The organism is Natrialba sp. SSL1 (assembly GCF_001861355.1).
Taxonomy (GTDB): Archaea; Halobacteriota; Halobacteria; order Halobacteriales; family Natrialbaceae; genus Natrialba.
In genome coordinates, this window is the sequence record NZ_MASN01000052.1 from 233,484 (window position 1) to 250,354 (window position 16,871).

At 58.5% G+C, this 16,871-nt stretch carries 11 protein-coding genes; 7 read left to right on the plus strand and 4 right to left on the minus strand.

The features are described 5' to 3' along the window. The first annotated feature begins 15 nt into the window (after positions 1 to 15). The 5 genes from glpA (at position 16) to BBD46_RS18460 (ending at position 8,471) form a co-directional block, all read left to right on the plus strand. Complete coding sequence (glpA, locus tag BBD46_RS18440) at positions 16 to 1,686, plus strand: anaerobic glycerol-3-phosphate dehydrogenase subunit GlpA (protein WP_071403122.1); 1,671 nt, start codon at positions 16 to 18, stop codon at positions 1,684 to 1,686. Then, positions 1,687 to 2,994 carry a glycerol-3-phosphate dehydrogenase subunit GlpB gene (glpB, locus tag BBD46_RS18445; RefSeq protein WP_071403123.1) on the plus strand — a complete coding sequence of 436 codons (1,308 nt, stop codon included), beginning with the start codon at positions 1,687 to 1,689 and terminating at the stop codon, positions 2,992 to 2,994. It begins immediately after the preceding gene. A gap of 106 nt (positions 2,995 to 3,100) precedes the next feature. Beyond that, positions 3,101 to 4,537 carry an anaerobic glycerol-3-phosphate dehydrogenase subunit C gene (locus BBD46_RS18450; RefSeq protein ID WP_071403124.1) on the plus strand — a complete coding sequence of 479 codons (1,437 nt, stop codon included), beginning with the start codon at positions 3,101 to 3,103 and terminating at the stop codon, positions 4,535 to 4,537. After that, positions 4,537 to 6,060 carry a Cdc6/Cdc18 family protein gene (locus BBD46_RS18455; protein WP_071403125.1) on the plus strand — a complete coding sequence of 508 codons (1,524 nt, stop codon included), beginning with the start codon at positions 4,537 to 4,539 and terminating at the stop codon, positions 6,058 to 6,060. The genes BBD46_RS18450 and BBD46_RS18455 overlap by 1 nt, the downstream gene beginning before the upstream one ends. A 92-nt stretch (positions 6,061 to 6,152) precedes the next feature. Next, complete coding sequence (locus BBD46_RS18460) at positions 6,153 to 8,471, plus strand: hypothetical protein (protein WP_071403126.1); 2,319 nt, start codon at positions 6,153 to 6,155, stop codon at positions 8,469 to 8,471. Between the two features lie 78 nt (positions 8,472 to 8,549). Here the strand turns inward: BBD46_RS18460 and BBD46_RS23385 are convergent, their stop codons facing one another. After that, positions 8,550 to 8,684: a DUF7503 family protein gene (locus tag BBD46_RS23385; protein WP_256375003.1), complete on the minus strand. Its 135-nt coding sequence runs from the start codon at positions 8,682 to 8,684 to the stop codon at positions 8,550 to 8,552. Between the two features lie 280 nt (positions 8,685 to 8,964). Further along, positions 8,965 to 11,859, minus strand: coding sequence for an oligosaccharyl transferase, archaeosortase A system-associated (locus BBD46_RS18465; protein ID WP_071403127.1), 2,895 nt, complete (start codon positions 11,857 to 11,859; stop codon positions 8,965 to 8,967). 180 nt (positions 11,860 to 12,039) lie between these two features. On the opposite strand from BBD46_RS18465, the gene aglG reads away from it, so the two are divergent. Next, positions 12,040 to 12,981: a glucosyl-dolichyl phosphate glucuronosyltransferase gene (gene aglG, locus BBD46_RS18470; RefSeq protein ID WP_071403188.1), complete on the plus strand. Its 942-nt coding sequence runs from the start codon at positions 12,040 to 12,042 to the stop codon at positions 12,979 to 12,981. A 5-nt stretch (positions 12,982 to 12,986) separates the two neighbouring features. Here aglG and BBD46_RS18475 read toward each other — a convergent pair whose 3' ends face one another. Continuing rightward, positions 12,987 to 13,901, minus strand: coding sequence for a glycosyltransferase (locus tag BBD46_RS18475; protein ID WP_071403128.1), 915 nt, complete (start codon positions 13,899 to 13,901; stop codon positions 12,987 to 12,989). Then, on the minus strand, positions 13,898 to 14,935 hold the full coding sequence (locus BBD46_RS18480; RefSeq protein WP_139173710.1) for an agl cluster protein AglQ: 1,038 nt from the start codon (positions 14,933 to 14,935) through the stop codon (positions 13,898 to 13,900). The genes BBD46_RS18475 and BBD46_RS18480 overlap by 4 nt, the downstream gene beginning before the upstream one ends. 433 nt (positions 14,936 to 15,368) lie before the next feature. Here BBD46_RS18480 and BBD46_RS21895 point away from each other — a divergent pair, with 433 nt between their 5' ends. Next, entirely contained in the window at positions 15,369 to 16,844 is a 1,476-nt protein-coding gene (locus BBD46_RS21895) for a sulfatase-like hydrolase/transferase (RefSeq protein WP_084777819.1), read from the plus strand. Positions 16,845 to 16,871 lie beyond the last annotated feature (27 nt).

A 16,871-nucleotide genomic window follows, 5' to 3' on the forward strand; every position in this document is an offset into this window, starting at 1 on the left:
GTGTCGAACGAAGGGATGGCACACGATACGGCGGTCCTCGTCCTCGGCGGCGGTTCGACCGGCTGTGGCATCGCCCGCGATCTGGCGATGCGCGGCGTCGACGTCACGCTCGTCGAGCGGGGCAACCTCACGGACGGAACGACTGGCCGAATGCACGGTCTCTTGCACAGCGGCGGCCGCTACGCCGTCTCCGACCAGGCCAGTGCGACGGAGTGTATCGAGGAGAACGAAATTCTCCGGGAGATCGCGAGCCACTGCGTCGAGGAGACCGGCGGCCTGTTCGTCCAGCGCCCCGAGGACTCGGACGAGTACTTTCAGGAGAAACTCGAGGGCTGTCGTGACTGCGGCATTCCCGCGACGGTACTTTCGGGGCGCGAAGCCCGCGGAGTTGAGCCGTACCTCGCCGAGGATGTCTCGCGCGCGATTCAGGTGCCGGACGGTGCGGTCGATCCGTTCCGCCTCTGCGTTGCGAACGCACTTGACGCCGAACGCCACGGCGCGCGCATCGAGACTCACGCCGAGGTGATCGACCTTCTGCGCGACGGCGACGAGATCTACGGCGTCGAAGTTCGTCACGACTCCGGCCCGGGAAAACGAACCCACAAATCGCCGGGCACGACCGAGGAAATCACCGCCGAGTACGTCGTCAACGCGACGGGTGCGTGGGCCGGCCAGATCGGCGACATGGCCGACCTCGACGTAGCCGTCCGGCCCTCGAAGGGCGTCATGACCATCATGAACGTCCGACAAGTCGACACCGTCATCAACCGCTGCCGGCCGAAGGGCGACGCCGACATCATCGTCCCCCACGAGACGACCGCCATTCTGGGCACCACGGACGAGGAGGTCGCAGATCCGGACGACTACCCCGAAGAGCAGTGGGAGGTCGACATGATGATCGACACCCTCTCCGAACTCGTTCCGATACTCGAGGAGGCCCGCACGATCCGATCGTTCTGGGGTGTCCGTCCGCTGTACGAGCCACCCGGAACCGGGACGCAGGACCCGACCGACATCACACGAGATTTCTTCCTGCTCGACCACGACGAGCGCGACGGCGTCAGCGGCATGTCGAGCATCGTCGGCGGGAAGTTCACCACCTACCGCGCGATGGCCGAGGAGATTACCGACCACGTTTGCGCAAAACTCGGCGTCAGCGCGACCTGTGCCACCGCCGAGGAACCGCTGCCCGGCAGCGAGGATATCTCGGTGCTCGAAGAGGGCATGGACGACTTCGGCCTTCGATCGCCGATCGCCCGCCGAAGCAATCAGCGACTCGGCAGCCGCGCCGCGGACGTGCTGGAGACGGACGAGCCGAACCCCGTCGTCTGTGAGTGCGAGGGTGTCACCCGCGCTGAGGTACAGGACGCCATCGACCAGTCCGGCTCGGATCTGAACGCCGTTCGCATCCGCACCCGCGCCTCTATGGGCAACTGCCAGGGCGGCTTCTGCTGTCAAAACATGGCGACCGAACTCCACCCGCGCTACGACGAGGCAACCGTCCGCGAGGCGCTCGACGAACTCTTTCAGGAACGCTGGAAGGGCGAACGACACGCGCTCTGGGGCGAACAGCTCTCGCAGGCGATGTTGAACTACGCGCTCCACGCGACGACGATGAACCGCGACAACGACCCCGCTGGCGCATCGACACAGGTCGACTACGCACAGTTCGACGGAGGTGCCTAGATGGCGATCACCGACGACGTACTCGTGATCGGCGGCGGCCTCGCCGGTGCGACCGCCGCGCTCGCCGCCTCGGACGCGGCCGAAGACGCACGCGTTCGCCTCGTAACGTACAAGCAGAGCACCCTCCGACATGCGAGCGGACTGATCGACGTTCTGGGGTACGCGCCGAGCGGCGACGGACAACAACAGCCCATCGCCGATCCGTTCACCGCACTCGAGTCCCTCCCAGAAAGCCACCCCTACCAGCGCGTCGGAGTCGACGCCGTTCGAGAGGCACTCGCCTTCTTCGACGAGGTTGCCGGCGACGCCTACGCGGGCGCACATACCGACAGGAACGCGCTCGTCCCGACCCACGGCGGCACGGTCAAGCCGACCGCGCGGTATCCGGTTTCGACGGCCGAGGGGCTGGCGAGCGACGACCGCGACACCCTCCTCGTCGGCTTCAAGACGCTGCCCGACTTCGACGCTCCGCTCGCTGCGGCCCATCTCGAAGCGGCGGGCGCACCGTTCGACGCGCGCGGTGTGACGCTCTCGTTCCCAGGTATCGGCCGGGACGACGCGAAGGTAACGCGGTACGCGCATCTGCTGGATCACGACGAGCGCGTCGAGACGCTGACCGGCGAGACCGGCGCTCGGGAGGCGATCGCCGCGACCGTGAAACCGCATCTCGACGGGGAGTCACGCGTCGGCTTCCCGGCGATTCTGGGTGACGAACACCCCACTGCCGTCCGCGAAGCGCTCTCGGACGCGCTCGGCGCAGACGTCTTCGAAGTCCCGATGGGGCCGCCGAGTTTGCCCGGTCTTCGACTCGAGGATCTGTTGTACGATGCACTCGAGTCGGCCGGCGTTCGCGTGACTGCGGGTGTGCCGGTGGTCGGGCACGAGACGACGAGTGAGGGGATGACAGCTGCCATCGACCACGTCGTCGTCGACCGCCACGGTGCCGAGATTCCCCACGAGGCCGACCAGTACGTCCTCGCGACGGGCGGACTGGTCGGGAAAGGGATCGAATCGAACCGCAAGCGAGTGACCGAACCGCTGTTCGACTGCTACGTTCCGCACGCGACGGATCGCTACAACTGGTTCGTCGACGACGTCTTCGGCGAACAGCCGTACGCCCGCTTTGGTGTAGTCCCGGATACGGAGCTTCGGCCACTCGATGCGGATGATGATCCCGAGTTTTCGAACCTGCGAGCGGCGGGGGCCGTGCTGGGCGGCTACGACTACGCGGCCGAGAAATCCGGCGCTGGCGTCTCGCTCGCGACGGGCTACGTCGCCGGTACGCACGCTGGGGAGGCGTGTCAGTGATGCTGTATTCTCCTCCTCCCCCGCCCGTTCGGTTTCTACACCGACTGGCCGTGAATCGGACTCGAGTACCACCCCAGACGACAGGCGACACCGATCTCTCTGAGCTATGAGTGATGCACAGCGACCGAGCGACGACGGCGTATCGAGCGAGCAACCGAGCACTGGCGGTGTGGGCGGAGGCGACAGCGACAGCGGCGACGGCAACGACGAGTTCGAACCCGTCCAGGTCTTCCCCGAGGCCGAAGAGATGGACCTCCGGCCCGGTGCGGACAGCTGTTACAAGTGCTCGACCTGCGATACGAACTGCCCCGTCGCCGAGGTCGACGACGAGTTCCCCGGGCCGAAGTTCCAGGGGCCGGAGCAGTGGCGGCTAAAGCGCCAGGACGACCACGACATCGACGACTCGGTGATGAAGTGTTCGAACTGCATGCGCTGTGATAGTGCCTGTCCCTCGAGTGTCCCGCTCTCGCAGATGCACAACACGGCGCGGGCGGAGTACGTTGAGGAGAACATGAGCAAATTCTCGCGCGAGTACCTTCGCAACCGGGTGCTCGCGAACTACCGCCGCCTCGCGCCGCTGGCGTCGATGTTCCCGCGAACGGCGAACTTCGTGATGGGACGCTCGGTCACGAAGTGGCTCGGCGAGAAGACCCTGGGGATCACGAGCGAGCGCGACTTTCCCGAGTTCGCGACGGAGACGTTCCGCGAGTGGTGGACGGACAGGGGCGGGGCGAACGTCGAAAACGAGGATAAGCGCATCGCCTACTTCCACGGCTGTTATTCGAACTACAACACCCCCGAGGTCGCGAAGGCACTCGTGCACGTCTACGAGCACTTCGGCTACGAGGTCATGGTCCCCGAACAGTCCTGTTCCGGCACGCCGATGTTCGCCAATGGCATGCTCGAGGACGCCCGCCGCGCGGCCGAGACGAACGTCCGCGAACTCGCCGCAGCCATCGAGGACGGCGCAGACGTTATCGCGTCGTGTAGCTCCTGCTCGATGTCGATTCGCCAGGAGTACCCCGAACTGTTCGACTTCGAGAATACCGAGGACGTCGCCGCGAATACCTGGGACGCCGTCGAGTACCTCCGCGTCCACGAGGATTTGATGGGTGCACTCGAGAACACCACCGTCGGCGACGAGTTCGACGACATGGCATATCACGCACCGTGTCATTCACGTAACCAGGGACTCGATGGACAGACGATCGAAGTGATGGACGCGATCGACGGCATCGACGCCCACGACGTGGGGGACTCCTGTTCGGGCATCTCGGGCACCTACGGGTGGAAAGAAGAGAACTACGAGACGTCGATGAAGATCGGCGAGGAGATGTTCGAGCACATGGACGCAGCCGAGGCCGAGACCGGCCTGACGGAGTGTCCGACCTGTTCGATGCAGATGGAACACGGCACCGGCTACGAGATCAAGCACACGCTCGAGGTACTCGAGGCGGCCCTCGTCGGAGACAGGGACGGAAGCGGGAGTGGCTCGCACGCAAGCGCAGGTGCGGGTACCGAGACAGCGACGGAGTCGAACTGATGAACCTTCAGGAGCGCATCGCACGACGACGATCGGCACACCAGGGGCGAACGGTGGTGGTCGACCGCGACCATCTGAGTCCAGTCGTCCACCGCCCGGAGCCGATCGGCCGCGGCCCCGTTCTGGAGCAGTTGCTGGACGAACTCGAGCCCGTCTTCGACGGCGAGTTGCCGGAGCCGGTCGCCGTTGTCGGCCCGCCGGGTTCGGGGACATCCGCGATCGTTACTGCGCTGTTCGATGCGCTCAACGACCGACTCGGAGAATCGAGCCGATCGATTGCAACGACGACGCGCGCGGGCAGCACCGGCCCGGTGACCTGGTTCGTCTACGTCGACGGTCGCCGCGTCGAGAGCGCCTTTGCGTTCTACCAATCCGTTCTCTCCGTGATTTCGGCGGAGCCGGTGCCCGAGAGCGGAATTGGAACGGATGACCTCCGAGAGCGACTGACCGCGCGCCTCGCGCGCCACGACCGTCGGGCTGTCGTCGCCATCGACCACCACGACGAACCCGAAACGCTTCGGTACGAACGGGCCAGAGAGCTCCTCGAACCGGTCAGTGACAGTGTCGCGACGATAGCGGTCGGCCAGTCGACACCCGAGAAGTGGGTGCCCGCTGACGGCGAGGCTGACGGCGATGTAGACGGCAATGCGGACCGGGATGAAGACGGAACCGGAATCAAGGCCGGCAAGAGCCGGACAGCGACCGGAGACGAGAGCACACAGCCAGCGCGCTCGGTCGTGACTGTGCCGGCCTACCGCCATCACGAACTCGTCGATGTCATCACCGACCGCGCCTCGACCGGCCTCGCCGCGGGTGTCCTCGACCACGAGTCGGTGCGCGAACTCGCCATCTGGGCCGACGGCAACGCCCACGACGCGCTCGCCGCACTGTTCGGAGCGGCCTGCCATGCCACCGAGACCGACGCAACACGTATCGATGCCTCCCACCTCGAGGCGGCGCGGAGCGCGGTCCCTGCGGACGGCGTCCACATCGACCGCGCGCTTGCACTCTCCGAGACGCGCCAGCAAGTGCTCGTCCATCTCGTCGATGTCGACACCGACGGCCGTCCGATCCGAGAGGTCGCGAGTGCCATTGCCGAGCGCTCGACGCTCACCAACGGCACGGTCAAGCGGTTCCTCTACGAGCTCGCAGATCGGGGCGTCATCGAACGCGTTCCGCTCCCGACGAGTGGCAGCGGTCGCCGTCCGAGCACAGTCGAACCTCGCTTCCCGACGCTCGTCTTTGGAGCACTCACGTCAGCAACGGCGGAGACAGCGACCAGCATGGATACGGAAGAGGACTCAGACACAGATCTGGATGCGGTACCGGACACGAATACAGAGACAGAGACGAATACGAACACAGAAACGGATACAAGCACCGACACGGACACGGACACGGACACGGACGTAAATAGAGACGAAAACACAAAAGCAGATACGGACACAAGTACGGACACAGACACGGACACCGATAGAGACGCAGACACAAACGCGAACACCAGCACGAACAGATCACCCTAACACACTAGCACACTAAACAGACCACCCGCCACTGGACCGATAGTACTCTTTTTAACAATCGGCGTGAATGAGATGAATATTCCGGAGAAGACATGACGATTGAGTTCGCGGCAGTCACCGATCCGTCAGGGCTCGAGTTCCACGATTCGATCGAACAGCGGCATCTCCGCGTCGGCACACCGGAAACCGTCTCGCCCACCTCGGTCGATCCCCAGAACTTTCGATTCCCAGTCAACAAAACCTGCACAATAGCGACCGACGAAATCCGGTTCGATCAACCCTACTCCGTGACCATCCACGACGAAACGGGTCGAACCGAAGCGAACGTCGGCGTCGGCGAACGCACCACACTCGAGAACCGCCCGCAGTTCGTCGGACTCAGCGGCCCGATCAAACTCTACTGTCGCATCGATACCGCAGGGACGGTCGACATCGGACTTACCGCCGTCCGAATCGAACTCGAGTGCGAGACCACAGTTACGATCGGTGCGCGCTCGCTGCACGACCAGCCGGCGGGAACGATTACGACGCCGCCGGATATCGAATCGATGGCGGCAGCGCTCTCTGCGTTCCCCTCCGCGTTGAAGACCACGTCTCCGGAGCGGACGTGGCCAACGCTGCGCGGTCACCCACCGTTGATCGAACTCGGCGAAACGCTCGAAATCCCGAACGCGGTCAGGAAGTCGAATATCGGTCCCGAAACCGGAGCGAGAATACGGGCTGTGTCAGATACCGGCTCGCTGCCGGCCGACGAGACAGCAGTTGCGACTGCAAACACACCAGCAGGAGACTCAGTGGTGGGACGAGGTACTGATACTGGCACTGGCACTGGTGCTGATGCTGGTACCGGCACCAGCACTGACGCCGAAACCACCACCGAAACACCGGGCGAGGGAATCACGATAACCGTCCCAGAGCGCTACCTCGCGCTCTTTCAGGCCGCCCCGCTCGCGTTCTTCCTCGATGCCCAGATTCGGCCTGGAACCGAACCCGCGCTGCAGACGCCAGCGTTCGAGTACCCGCTCCCGAACGACGAGACGTTCGGTGACGAGATTGCGAACTTGCTCAAGCGCTTCTTCTTCCTCGACTGTCTCACCAGAACGGAGGGAATCTTCCAGTACGACCTCCTCGAGCGCTCCGAACTCGAAGACGAACTGCCGTTTGATCTCGGGACCACCTATGAGGAACCCCTCCCCGAACGGTTAGCGCGATATCTCGAGGTGCCGTTCGACCTCATCGAGACGCACGCACCTCGATGGCCACTGACTGCGCACATCCCGCCCGAACCGGAGAGTATCGAGCTGTTGCCGTTCATCGTCAACGAACTGGGTATCGTCCGTCCCTCGCGCGGCAAGACACCGGCCGAACCACCGGCTGCGCCCGCAGCAGACGCCCGACTCGTTCGCTCGACGAGCGAGGCACCACCCGACACAATCGATCGATCACCCGCTCCATCACCGCCGCCCTCACCAGCCGATCCACCGGATGAATCCGCGTTCGTCATCCCCACCGTCACCGACGAGTCCGTCGAACACGCCTGGTTCGGCAACAACGTCCCCCAGAACGCCTCGAAGGCGACTATCGAGGCCTATCGAAATCAGCTGCATCGCGACACGCGAAACGAATCGATCGAAATTCTCCTCGTCTGCAACGACGTCCGCATGCTCGACGAGCACGATCTGCTCGATGAGACCTACGGGAATCGAGACGAACTCCCGTTCAAGATCGACTCCGAGTTCGGCGTCGACAGCAACCAACTTGCAACACTCCTCACCGAAGGCGGGTACGATTTCGTCCACTACATCGGCCACGCAACCGAAGACGGGCTGCGCTGTCCCGACGGTGAGCTAGACATCCGGACACTCGAGTCGGTCGACGTGGGCGTCTTCTTCCTGAACGCCTGTCGCTCCTATCAACAGGGGCTCGCGATGATCCGCCGTGGCGCGTTCGGCGGCGTCAGCACGTACGGTGACGTTGCCAACGAAGATGCTGTCGAAGCGGGCGAGACGATGGCCCGATTGCTCAACCGGGGCTTCCCGCTTCGGGGGGCACTCGAGATCGCTCGCCAGAATACGGCACTCGGGGAACAGTATCTGATCGTTGGTGACGGGTCTGCTGATATTGCGCAGTCGGATGGGGGTGCGCCTGCTGTTGTCAAACTCAACCGTTGCGAGGCAGGAGTGATGGATTTCGCTATCCAGTCGTATTCCACAAAGGAGTTCCAGTTAGGAACGGCAACTGCTTCGAACCTCCCGTACGTCAAAGATCGGCACTTGAGTCCTGGATGTACGCCATTCTCCAGTGTTAATGAGAGTGAGTTGCACGAGTATCTCTCCTGGAATGAGTTACCGATGTTAATCGAGGAGACGCTCTCGTGGAACGACGGGATTGGTCCGTTTAGCGGTGACTGACCGGTCTCTAGAAGACTAGTTGATTCTGCTCCGAGGACAGGGGTAAAATTATACGGTTAGCAGCTGATCTCGAGGTAGTTACGGACCAACCTGCGAGTTGGTGCCTGCAACAACCGTCCCTGCCTGGCTGAGCAGGATGCAGAGCGTGAACAGTGCGCCGATCATTCGTGGGTGCTGGGCAAGGTAATCCTTCATGCTGTCAGTTACGGACATTACACTCCTATGGTTACCACCAATGGAAATAAATATATCTTATACTTTCATATGCAATGTTACAGAAATAAGTGACACGGTGCTGAACAGAGCATGTCAAACGATCCCGTGACTAGAACGCAGGTAAGTAAGGGCACACACGAGAGAAATTGGTCTGGGTGGCGCTGAGACAACAGAAATGCGGTGTCAGTGAGAATAGGGAACCGAACTCCCTAGAACAGCATCCGAAAAATTCGATCGGTCAGCGAACGCAACGGGCAGCTATGTGAGGGGAGACTGTTTAGATGTCATCCGTCTCATCGTCTGCTGCTTCCTCGTCTGCGACGGTGTCATCGCCGCCCTCCTCATCGTCGTCAGCTGTCTCGTCTTCATCGTCGTCCGCCGGCTCCTCGTCCTCAGTCTCGACCTCCTCGAGTTCGACGTCGAGCGTTTCACCGTCGATGACTGCAGATTCCGAAACTTCCTGCGCTCCCTGGTACACGGTGAATGTCTCGCCGTCGGACATCGTGAACGAGAGTTCGTACTCGTCGTCAAGCGCTTCGACGGCACTGTTCGTGTAGCCGTCTTCGACGCCGAGTTCGTCGTCCGTCGCGTACGGGACCGTCAGCTCGAACGCACCGTTCTCGTCGACTTCACCCTGCTGGGTGTAGTTGAACGTGGTTCCGGTGTTGGTCTCGATCTCGAGCGTTGCAGTGACGATGTCGCCTGCAGAGACGTTCTCGTCATCAACGGTTCCGCTAAGGGTTGCACCTTCGACGCGCTCGTAGGTCTTGACGGAGGCGGTCTCACGCTGTCCGATCTCTTCGTACTCGAGGTTTGGATGCTGCTGGATCTGCTGCAGTTCGAGAAGCGTGTGCTGGCTCGATAGGTCCTGGTTGAGGCGGACTTGCGGTGTTCCGTCCTCCGCCGTTAGCACCTGATCGGTGTCGGAGTTGATGATCGCGTAACTCATGAACTGCGTCGCGTGCTCCTCGTTTTCGTGGACGAGGCGGTAGTTCTCCATTCCGACCGCGTTGTTGAAGTACAGCGACGAGAGGACCGTATCGTCGTACGGAACGTCGTTGAACATCTCCGCGACCTCGTCACGGTCGATCTGTTCGGTTCCGTCGTAGTCTTCCGGCGTAACGTAGTGGCTATGATCGGGTTCGGACCAGGTCGTGATGGCGGAGAACTTTCCGCTCGCCATTGCGTCGTCAATCATCACGTACCGGATCTCCTCGTCAGTCTGGTCGGCATCCGCGATGAGCTGCTCGAGTTCCTCGTCCGAGTGGTCATCGACCGACTCACCCGTCGCAATCGCATCGAGAATTAGCTCTGCGCGCTCCTCAGATTCAGCCGTTAAGAACGCCGATGAGGAGCGAGCATTCTGCTGGAACGGGTTCGAATGCGGGATCCGCTCTGACTGTGTCGTAATCAGATGGCCATAGTCCCACCACGACATGACGCCGTAGCTTCCAACCGGATAATCAAAGTTCCCGTCCTCCGGATAGTCATAGCTGCCGAAGTAGTCGAGTTCACTGGCGTTGTCAGCGCCGCCCCAGTTACCTGGTTCGGGCGTGTTTTCTGCCAGCCAGTGGTTCGACTCTTCCCAGGTCGTCGCGTCGTCGTGTGGCTGTGCGTAGCTTCCCTGCTCCCACGCAGTGTTTCCTGCCTGTGCGATCGGCGGGAGCAACGGGGCAAACAGCAGCAGTGCGACCATGAACAGGACGATAACCTGGTATGTCTCGATCTGTCGGATCGAATTGACGCCGCTTCGGATATCGAAGTCGAACAGACGGACGACGTCAGCCACGAAGACGGCGTTCATGGCTACGACCGCGAGGACGAGATAGTAGGAGAATCGGATCTGGGTCGCTGCCATACTCATCAGGAACAACGACCAGACGATGATGAGAGTGTATTCGGTGCGGTACTCACGGCCGAGGAACGGCCGTGCGATCAGCAGGCCGAGACCGGCGAGCATCGTGTAGAACGCTGCGCCGAACTCGTCGAACATGAAGCTGGTGAAGTCACTAGGTGGTTGTGCTTCCTGGATGGTGAGGTCCGTGGCAGTCTCACCGAACGGCAGCACGCGGCGGGTCGCGTTGTCCACGATCGTACTGAACAAGTCAGGAAGAACGACCCACATCAGACCGAACGTGACAGCGAGCAAGCCACCGATCGCTGCGGGATAGAATCGTCGGTCGACATCGAATCCGTTCCACTGGCGCGCGAACCAGGCCATGAACACACAGCCACCAGCAACGAGTGCGGCGCTTAGCGGCTGGAGGTAGCTAAAGCTCGTCACACTCGTTCCGGGGTCTTCGATCAGCAATGCCGTCACGAGCGCGGTAATGCCGAGACTGGTCGCACCAACGAATGCGACGTGGTCCGGCGAAATGTTTCGGACGTAGTCGAGACAGAGCTGGACGGTGAAGAAGATCGCGAGGATCCCGATCAGGACGACCCCTGGTGGCCAAACCCAGATGTAGAGCGACAGCGCGAGACCGGCAAGAGCGCTGTATATCGTCGGTTCACGAAGCGTCTCCCAGTCCTTGTCGACGAGGAGTTCGTAGATCGGTTGTTCGCGTTCTGCAGCGCGCAGCGCCACCATCAGCGCCAGGATGGCAATCGCCATAAACAGCACTTCGGCGACGTGGTGCTGGAGTTGTCCGACCGTCGTTCGCGTGAGGAACTGTCCCGGGACGAGTGCGAGGAGCAGAATCGAAACGATTCCGCCGAGCGTTCCGCCGAGTCGGCGGCCGATGTAGAACACCGGAATCGCAACGAGGGCAGCCATCACGGGAACAGCGATCAGCGAGACCGTGTACAGTGTCTCCGTCGATGGATCGCCGAGGCCGACGATCATCGCGACGGTGACGATGAGCTGGTCGAACAGCGTTCCGAACTGGCCGACATACCGCCCAGTCGGGAACCCGGTCCAAATATCGTACGGCATCGTGTACGGGTAGTTCTCTGCCGTCCACTCGATCGTTCGCCAGTGATACCACGAGTCGACTGCAGCGAGGCTCGGCGTTCCGTCCTCGGTGGTAAACGCACTGTAAGACTGCAGCCGAACCCAGAGCATGAACAGTATCACAGCCCCGATTACGGGGATATGATACCAGTCGTCCCACGTCTCGAGAATGGAGGTGTTCGTCTCCTCCTCTTCGACGTGTTCAGTGTTGGTACTCATTAGGTTGCACCAGACCCAAGCCGGGAATAAGTCTTGTTATATACACGTCGTGTTTTGATGACCGGTCGCACAGGGAGACTACTGTTGATGGGGATGAGTAGACCGCCATTCTGGAACGGACTGCATCGGACTCCATCGAAGGAAAAGGCTTATTCGCCACTCACAGCAATGCTGCGGACGATGAAGGTCTCCGTCGTCATCTGCACGTACGCGATGGAACGCTACGACGTCTTCTCCGAGTGCGTCGATAGCGTTCTCGAACAAACCTACGACCCGCTCGAGGTCGTCATCGTTGTAGACGGCAACGAGACTGTCTTCGAGCGCGTTACGGACGACTATGGAGACCTCGACGGTGTCGAATGCTACTGCAACGACGACAATCAGGGCATCTCCTACAGTCGAACCCGTGGTGCCAAACTTGCAACCGGTGATGTCGTCGCGTTCATCGACGACGACGCCGTCGCCGAACCCGACTGGATCGACGAACTCGCGCGGGTCTACGACGAAACCGACGCCATCGCCGTCGGCGGACACGCCAAACCCGACTGGGTGACCGACAAACCCGATTTCTTCCCCGAGGAGTTCTACTGGCTCGTCGGCTGTGACGAACGCGGAATGGGCGAGCACATGGAGGAACTTCGGAACACGTACGGCTCCAACATTTCTTTCCGGCGAAACGTCTTTCTGAACGTCGGCGGCTACGACGAGAACACCGGCCGGAAGGGCGACCGACACATCCAGGCCCACGAAGCGCCGGTCTGCATCCGGATGGCGAACAAGTACGGGAAGGGCGTCATCTACAACACTGACGCCGTCGTAAACCACAAGCTGTTCGACTATCGCGGGGAGTTCCGATGGCTGGTCTTTCGCTCGTTCTGGCAGGGCTACTCGAAGCGAATTATGGACTTGCTCCTACCCGAAGCCGCGGGAGACAAGAACGACTATCTGAAACAGCTCATGCTCGAGTTCGTTCCTTCCAGACTGCGAGACCTAATTCGGAATCCATCGAGCCCGAAGGCGAAACAACTCGTCACGATTTTCATCTTTACCGCGGCAGTCGGCTTCGGCTATCTGTACGGACTTATCCAATCGGATGACAAACTCGTCGGTGCGGCTACGTAGCGACTCTACTCGAGTGTAGGTGGCCCGCTGTTCGTCTCATTGTTTGCACCGCGGACGTACTCGAGATACTCGCGGTAGTACCCAAGACCACGAACACCCGTAAGAAACGTCGAAAGGGCACTGAAGGCCGCACGGTCGCTTGTCGGGAGATCCCGATCGGGAGATTTAATCCCTGACGGTCGCGGTGGAACGCCTAGCTCTCCGTATCGCTCTGGATAGTACTGCTGGAGTTGACAGAGTCCACGACCGACTCGACGATCCTTTTTGATCAGTGCACGCAGTGAGTTCCGAGTAGGGTGGGTCATCGTCACGTCCTCGGCGAAGTGCATCTTGTAGCCGGCTTCGTGTACCCGATTGCCGAATTCTTTGTCCCCACCGGATGTCAGGCGATGATCGAAGAGACCCACGTCCTCGAACACGTGGCGGCGAACGAACAGACAACACGTCGGTACGAACTGCTGGTACTCGAGATACTGTTCGATCGGAAACCCAGTGTGATGATCGTATCGGGCTGCGACCGTTGGGTTGTCGGGTAGCGTGAGTTCAACGTTACAGCCCATATAATCCGCATTGGTGGTTTCGAACTCGTTGAGTGCAGATTCTACCCAGTCATCAGGGACGGTCATGTCTGCGTCGACGAAGGCTAGAATTTCACTGTCGGTTTCTCGAATTCCAGTGTTGCGGGCAGCGTAGGAGGACTGTCTCTCCCTTTCAAAGCGGAGTGTGGCCTGATCGCTCTCCGTAATGCCTTCAGCGACAACATGTGGTGTATTGTCGTTTGAGTTATTATCGACGACAGTTAGTGTAGCATCTCCCTCGAGTTGTGGAAGGATGGATTCAATCGTCTCACTAGCGCCAACAGGATCATTGTATACGGGGACAACGATCGAGAGTTTTGCTGCTGTCTGTTGCTCACTCATATTGGGTCATGATCCGGGAGCGCTATGTCACTAAGCCGGGTAGCTTGATACAGTCTCGCTGTGAGCGTTTCGGCGTCTGGGGTGTTCCGGTCCATTCGATTTGTGTTCATGTTGTAGTGACGATTGAACTGTTTCGTGATCCACCATCGTCGCTCGTCTGCTGAACCGATGTCAAAGACTTCCATCGCAAAGGGCACCTCAAATCCAACGGGATTGTATGCCGGTCCATATTCGTTTTCCCATACCTTTTCCCGATACGCTGAGGATGTAATGTAGTTCAGGCTACGAGTACACTTTTCAGAACTCCAGAACGAGTGGTCGGGATATTGTTGTTTCAACAGCGCGAACGCATACAGGTTGAATGCGTGATACCCGATAGCCTTCCATCGAAGTTGCTGTTTCCGCGACGGCAGTGGAATACTGCTCGTCCCGAACGTCACACCAATACGGTTACGCTCGTCAACCCATGCAAGGTGCAGTAGCCGTCGAAGCGAGTCCGTCGGTTTGAGCGGGTGGAACACAAGACCCGATGGATAAAGCCGGAGATTCTGTTCCAGTTCATCGAGAAATCGCCGAACCCGAGTATCAATCTGTGAACTTGTCCAAGAAAGATTAGCCAATATGCCACCCGCTGCAGCGAACCAGATCTGATGGTTGAACGTTGCATCGAACGGCAGTGTTCGTCCGTCGATTTCCACGCGTTTCCAGATTCCCGTTCGCTCGTCCTGAGGGTGCATGAGAAAAACATCCTCGGCAAGTTGAGCGAGTTCTCGATCAGCGAGTGCGTCCGCAGCGACCGCTAGCGCCTCGATTGTCCAGGCCTGTCCGATGAGACCGTTACAGGCGTCCTTCCCATCTTCTGCCCGGTGGTGAAACGTCCATCCCTCGGGCCGCGAATCTTGGCTGCGAAGGTATGAACTTGTCCGCTCGGCTGCATTACGAAACGAATTATTACCTGTTTGTTGGTACAGGTGAGAAAAAGTGAGAAGCCAATGCGAAGTGTTCCGTACGGGCGTCTCTTTGTCGCCGTACAATCCGTTGTGTCCGGGAGAAATTGACCCATCGTCTCGTATTTCTGAGCGATGAGTGTTTGCCGTTTTGGCAATGTGTGATGACAAATTCATGTGTATTGATCGGATATGAATATAAAGTAGAGTATGATCTTTAATCTGTATTTTGAAGGAGTCCTAACAGAGAATGAGATGGGGGTTAAAAACATAATAACATCTACATCACTTGGCAAGATGTGTGGGAGAGTGCGGAATAGTCGTATAATACATCATCAAACAGAGTATTATTCTATATAAAATATATAGATGAATACATTCGTTATTATTAATGTTCCCCATATTGAACTATTAGTGTGGACGAATCGCCACCTTCTACAATATCATAATCACCTTTGCTTGAGAGTTGTAAATTAACAATTCACAAGTTACTTACCCCACTATTTGAGTTGTATCCCTAATGACGAGTGCTGCTCCAAATATTCTACTTGTGGTTTTAGACAGTACAAGAGCAAAAAACACGAGTTTACATGATTACGAACGGAAGACAACACCCTTCTTAGACCAATTCTCTGAGAACGCAACATTATACACACAAGCCCGTGCACCAGGGATGACCAGTTACCCTAGTCATGCAAGTATATTCACTGGCATGGAGGTTAAAGAACACGGTGCACATGATCTTCTTACCCACCAGCTAGATCCCACTAGTACGATTTGGCATACACTCAGTGAAGAACACGGATATACGACTGGTGTTTTCTCAGATAATGTCAATCTCACAGGCGACAAATCGCTCAAATCCTGCTTTGATCATGTTGTAGGCCGCCGGGGCCGACTATTTCCAAAGGCAGACGACCCCGATATCTTCTTCAATAGTCCAGAATATCTTGAAAATAATAACAACCGGTCAAAGTATATTGATTTCCTGACGCACTGTCTTAGGAGTGATCGCCCAATTAGAGGACTAGCAAATGGCGCTGCAAAACAACTTAGCCTTTCTCTCTCATCATCCAGATTGGAACAACAACTTGACCATTCGGCAGATCGCTTCCTGAATCCATTTTATTCATGGATTGATTCACAGAACGGGCCATGGGCGGCTTGTCTCAATCTAATGGACACACATTTGCCGTTTTACCCTGCAAAAGAGTATGACCTCTGGGGGGGAAAAGAACTGCAACAGAAACAGGCAGATCTTGATCCTACTTCGTGGAAAGTATACGGTGAACAGGTCTCCTGGGAGGATTGGAATGCTTTTGAAAATATCTACGACGGCACAATTAGGCAAGTGGATTCGTATCTCGAAGACCTTGTCACAGAACTTGAAGAACGTGAGATTCTTGACGAGACGCTCCTTGTCATAACATCTGATCACGGTGAGGGGTTTGGCGAATATAGTCGTGTCCGCCCTGATTTTCCCATTGCGGGACATATTGTGGGGTTGCATGAATCTCTTCTCCATGTTCCACTAATCGTCTCGTATCCTAACCAGTCGTATGGACGCGAAGTCTCTGACGCAGCGACACTTCGTTGTTTTCCAGAGGCAGTTAAGGCTGCTGTGAAAGGGGAATGGGACGGTAACGAGTTTGTTCCAGATGGGCCAGTTGTAGCATCCGCATCAACAATTGACCACAAGAAGAAAAATGCTCAACGGGCGGGGAAGTTCTGCGATGATATTGACCCCTATGGAGGAGAAATTCAGGCAGTGTACAAAAACGAAACCGGAAGTGTTAAGAAGTATTTAAAATGGGATGATAATGCTGTCACGGTTGAGATTAAAGATGCACACACCGCGACAGTCATCGATCAGGATAATGCTCACGAGGTTGTTACAGACGTATTTGATCGCTATTCCGATTTGGGAGTTTCATCGCATCAGGACCGGATCAACAATAGAACACTGGAGCACTTAGAGAGTTTGGGGTATGTATAGTATGAGCCAAAATTATTTTCTGTTCCA